General features: G+C 36.5%; 5 protein-coding genes. 4 read left to right on the top strand and 1 reads right to left on the bottom strand.

The window, feature by feature from the left end:
- The 3 genes from ADIARSV_RS16445 to ADIARSV_RS16435 all read left to right on the top strand — a co-directional run.
- A partial coding sequence (locus ADIARSV_RS16445; RefSeq protein WP_152439930.1) for an outer membrane beta-barrel family protein occupies nt 1-2,434 on the top strand: 2,434 nt, incomplete at its 5' end.
- A gap of 52 nt (nt 2,435-2,486) precedes the next feature.
- The gene (gene fucP / locus ADIARSV_RS16440) at nt 2,487-3,749 is read left to right on the top strand and encodes an L-fucose:H+ symporter permease (RefSeq protein ID WP_016196762.1); all 1,263 of its coding nucleotides are present in this window, start codon (nt 2,487-2,489) and stop codon (nt 3,747-3,749) included.
- Nucleotide 3,750: 1 nt separating this feature from the next.
- The gene (locus tag ADIARSV_RS16435) at nt 3,751-4,584 is read left to right on the top strand and encodes an amidohydrolase family protein (protein ID WP_016196761.1); all 834 of its coding nucleotides are present in this window, start codon (nt 3,751-3,753) and stop codon (nt 4,582-4,584) included.
- A gap of 127 nt (nt 4,585-4,711) precedes the next feature.
- Here the strand turns inward: ADIARSV_RS16435 and ADIARSV_RS22680 are convergent, their stop codons facing one another.
- On the bottom strand, nt 4,712-4,867 hold the full coding sequence (locus ADIARSV_RS22680; protein ID WP_016196760.1) for a hypothetical protein: 156 nt from the start codon (nt 4,865-4,867) through the stop codon (nt 4,712-4,714).
- On the opposite strand from ADIARSV_RS22680, the gene ADIARSV_RS21290 reads away from it, so the two are divergent.
- A complete protein-coding gene (locus ADIARSV_RS21290; RefSeq protein WP_235048436.1) occupies nt 4,815-5,093 on the top strand; it encodes an alcohol dehydrogenase catalytic domain-containing protein in 279 nt (92 codons plus the stop codon). The two genes, ADIARSV_RS22680 and ADIARSV_RS21290, sit on opposite strands and share 53 nt — an antisense overlap.
- Nucleotides 5,094-5,194: the final 101 nt, after the last annotated feature.

Here is a 5,194-nt window from a genome sequence, read left to right as displayed (position 1 = left end):
ATCCTTAGTCAACTGCCTTTTTGCTCAAACTGGGAATCCAGGAATCATTAATGGAAAAATCACAGATGGATCAACTAATAAACCTGTTGAATTTGCTTCGTTAGCTGTTGTTAACACAGCAACTGGAAAAACCACTAAAACCGCACAAAGTACATTAAATGGTACATTTTCATTCAAAAATATTCCCTTAGGTTCTTATACTCTAAAAATTTCCTATATCGGATACCAGACCTTTTCACGATCAGGATTTACTATTTCTAATGAATCCTCTAATCTGGATGCAGGAACAATTAAACTTCTGCAAGGGAAGTCAAATGTGCTTAAAGAAGTAGTTGTTCAGGCCCAAAAAAGCACTATTCAGCTTGGTGTAGACCGAAAAGTTTTCAATGTAGAACAGAATTTAGTAAGTGCGGGAGGATCTGCAACGGACATCCTGGCAAATGTTCCTACGCTTTCTGTTGATATTGATGGTAATGTAAACCTGCGTGGAAGCAGCAATGTTCGAATTTTAATTGATGGACGCCCATCAGCAATTGGAGGTGGCGATATGGCATCCCTCTTACAATCTTTACCTGCCAGCTCAATTGAAACTATTGAACTGATTACTAATCCTTCCTCTAAATATGATCCTGAGGGACAGACAGGAATTATTAATATTGTACTTAAAAAGAATCAGCGGATAGGATTCAATGGAGGTGTTTCTGTATCAGCCGGCACATTAGACAATTACAATGCAAATACAAATTTAAGTTACCGGGATAGAAAGGTAAATGTATATGGTAATTATAGCTATCGCTATTCGAACAGAAAAGGTAGCGGGTTTAGTAATACTAATTTCCTGGACAACAACAGCATCCTGAATAATTCTACTGTCTCCAAGAGAAACAATGAAGGTAATAATGCAAAAGTGGGGCTCGATTATTATTTAAACAGCAAAACTACGATTGGCGTTTCTGGCAATGTCAATATCAGATCAGGTGACGATTCGGAAGATATAAACTATTTATATCAAAATTATTCAACTGAACTGGATGGCACTAGCTTAAGACGATCTACCGAAAAAGAAGACAATAAAGGGTATGACCTTAACTTCGACCTCATCAGAAAATTTAAACGTACTGGTGAAGAACTGTCGGCTAATTTTTCATACGGAAGCAACAAGGAGGATGAGAACCAATACTTTAATCAGGATTTTTACACCTTTGACGGTGCTTTAAAGGATACGCTTGACCGCAGAAAGACTATGAACGGCCAAAACCGTGATAATTATAATATTCAATTAGACTATACACTACCTATTACTGCTAAACAAAAATTTGAAACCGGTTACCGTGGAAGTATAGCAAATAGTGATGAGTCGCAGGTATCCGATCTTTATAATCAACTGATTCAGAATTATTTAAGGGATAATTATTTAACGAATGACTTTGAGCTGAAAGACGAGGTTCATGCTGTTTACGTAAATTATCAAAATCAGATCACTGATAATTTTGGATTCCAATTTGGATTAAGGGCTGAGCAAGCGAATTTAAACACAACATACTATAGTTTGGATCCAATTACGCTAACCCCATTGACTACAGAAGGCAAATTGGATTATTTCAGAGTATATCCCAGTGTATTCCTTACACAAAAATTAAAGAATGATAACCAGCTTCAACTGAGTTATACACGACGTGTAAATCGCCCAAGGGGTTGGCAGGTCAATCCATTCAGGGATATATCTGACCCAAATAATATCAGGGTAGGTAATCCTAATTTAAAACCTGAGGACATCCATTCTTTTGAATTAAGCCACATGAAGTACTGGAAAGCTATTACTTTAACCTCATCGCTCTATTTCAGACAGGTTAATGATGTTGTGGAAGGAATTCAGCAAAGATTAGACAGCACCACCACATTAACACAGTTTACAAACCTGACCCGTAACCAGGCATCAGGATTAGAGCTTATATCCAAAGCCAATTTATTTAAGGGATTTAGTCTTACCGGAAATGCCAATTTGTTTTATAATCGCTTTTCAGGTAATGATGAATATGACTTGTCCGGAAATAGTGGATACAACTGGACGGGGAAGTTAATTCTTGATGCTCAGATCGTTACCAACCTTTCTACTCAGATTAATATGGAATACATGGCAAGAAGGGTAACGGCACAAGGGAGAGGAAGAGAAATGTTTGGAACTGATGCTGCTCTAAAACTTGATGTTATGAAGAAAAAAGGAAGTCTTTCATTCAACATGAGAGACGTCTTTAACTCTAGAAAATGGGGAATTATAACAGAAACAGCTCAATTTAACAGAGAATTCAGGAGAAGGATGCAAGGAAGGATGAGTACTTTAACCTTCAGTTACAGGTTTGGCAATACGGATAATCAGCAAAAGAACAAGAAAAGAGACGATCAGCAAAATGATTCGCCAGGGGAGGAGTATTAGAGAGTTTATTGCATACATTTGACGCCAAATTATCCTTTTTAATAAATCAAAAATGCCTAAGAAAAACCAGTACCTTTTACCAATAATGCTTGTAACCTCATTATTTTTTTTATGGGCATTACTTCATAATATAAATCCAATACTAATACCACATTTAAGAAAAGCACTTCAACTTAATGACATTCAATCGTCTTATATTGACATAGCAGTAGCGGTAGCCTATTTTGCAATTGCTATACCTGCCGGATTATTTATGCACAAGTTCGGTTATAAAAAGGGAATCTTATTAGGACTTGTACTTTACGCCTTGGGTGCTTTGCTGGTCATTCCGGCAGCAGCTTCCCGAGATTACACCTTTTTTCTTTTCGCTTTTTTCATTATTGCCAGTGGTGCAACATTCCTTGAAACAGTTGCTAATCCCTATATAGCAGTTTTAGGTGATAAAGACACCTCAGAACAGCGCCTTAACTTAGCACAATCTTTTAACGGTGTTGGAGCATTTTTAGCACCAATTATTGGTGGACAGTTTATCCTGTCAGGTATAGAGCATACACCTGAAGAGCTTAAATCAATGACAGCTATACAATTGAATCAATACCTGCAAACAGAAGCAGATGCGGTTAAAATACCCTACATTGTTATTGCCGTAGCTGTCTTTTTATTGATCTTGTTATTTCTTGCTGTTAAATTACCAGAAGTAAAAGCCGATGACAGCGAACTGCACGGTGCTCCATCAAGTTTTTCAGTAAAAGTATTAAGACATCCACATCTGTCTTGGGCGGTAGTAGCTCAACTCTTTTATGTAGGTGGACAGGTTGGCATTACCAGTTTTTTTATCCGATATGCGCGCTATGTTGCTGATATGAATGAAAAAGATGCTGCATTTTATTTAGGATCCATAGCCATGGTTGGATTTATGCTCGGTCGTTTCATTGGAACATTCTTAATGCGCTATATTAAACCAGCTAGTTTGTTAAGCATTTATGCATCAATAAGCATCGTATTGGTCATCATTGCGGTAACATTTGATGGTAACACTGCCCTATATGCTTTAATGGCCGTTCCATTTTTCATGTCTATTATGTTTCCTACCATTTTTGCCTTAGGAATTAAGGGCTTGGGTGAAGAGACTAAAATTGCATCCTCTTTTCTTGTCATGGCTATTATAGGCGGCGCTATTATTCCAACCATAATGGGATTTATTTCTGTATTTTCAGGAAGCATTCAGTTGGCTTATATCGTACCACTTGTTGGCTTTTTAGTCATTCTTTTTTACGGTTTAAAAGGACATAAAATTTCTTCAGATATAAAATAACATGTTTAAATTAGATTCTCATCAGCATTTCTGGCGTTTTGATCCCATTAAGTATGGATGGATTACAGAGCAAATGAACTTAATAAAAGGAGACTTTCTTCCTGATGATTTAAAACCTTTGCTAGACAAGCATGCTATTGATGGTTGTATTGCGGTGCAGTCAGACCAATCAGAAGCTGACAACGCATTTCTGATCGAATTAGCAACTGTTAATCCTTTTATTAAAGGTGTGGTAGGCTGGGTAGATCTTCAGGCAGATAATATTGAAGAAACACTTCAGTTCTATAGACAGTATCCTATAGTAAAGGGATTCAGACATGTGCTTCAAGGAGAAAAAGATAGAGCACTCATGCTTAACCCTGATTTTAAACGGGGAATCGGCCATTTACATAAATTCAATTACACCTACGACCTTCTGATTTTCCAGGACCAGCTAATATATGCTTCGGAACTTTGTAGTACATTTCCTGAACAAAAATTTGTATTAGATCATATAGCAAAGCCTTCAATTAAAAATCATGAATTAGGCGATTGGGCAAAAGACATCCATATTCTCGCTAAAAACCCTAATGTACATTGTAAGGTATCAGGAATGGTTAATGAAGCGGATTGGAAAAATTGGAAAGATGAAGACTTCTTGCCCTATCTTGACCTAATATTTGAAGCCTTTGGAATTAAAAGGCTCATGTTTGGCTCAGATTGGCCAGTTTGTATTACAGCAGGAGGTTATGATGCTGTTATAAAATTAGTTCAAAACTACACTGCCAAATATACTGAAGAAGAGCAATCCCTTTTTTGGGGTTTAAATGCCTCTTCTTTTTATGACATAGTTTAATTTTACAATTAGCTTTGCCGCATATTAATATTAAATAAAAACATTAGTTTGTACTACACCTGTGTAATTTAGAATACCAGGGAGGGCCAATACCCAATACCTCAGAAAGATTATGTCATTCTTAAAATTAAAAGGATAGGAATTTGCGGAACAGATCTTCACGCTTTTGAAAGATCACAACCCTTTTTGAATATCCAAGAATATTAGGACATGAACTTGCTGCCGAATTTATTGAAGGCGACAATGCAGCAGGTTTTAAAAAAGGAGAAAGCGTTACATTCATCCCTTATTTTTATTGTGGCGAATGCGTTGCTTGCCGTTCAGATAAAACAAACTGCTGTGCCAGTATAAAAGTTTGTGGCTTACATATAGATGGTGAAATATCTTTCAGTACCCTCCTATTACTTCAGGGCAATGGACTTAGTTTTGATGAGCTGGCTTTAGTTGAACCTATATCACACATCGTGTATCCTTTGATCAGGTTAAAGAACAGTTTCAATCTTGGTTAGACCCTAAAAACGGGGTAATAAAATCAATGGTTGAACTTTAATAGTTAAGCCTGTAAATCATCATTAAAAGTTAAATGAATGATTTAAATATAATAACGAAA

This window comes from Arcticibacter svalbardensis MN12-7 (assembly GCF_000403135.1).
In the GTDB taxonomy this organism is placed as follows: Bacteria; Bacteroidota; Bacteroidia; order Sphingobacteriales; family Sphingobacteriaceae; genus Arcticibacter; species Arcticibacter svalbardensis.
The sequence above is the reverse complement of the archived record's forward strand: the minus strand, read 5'-3'. Positions and strand labels throughout refer to the sequence as shown.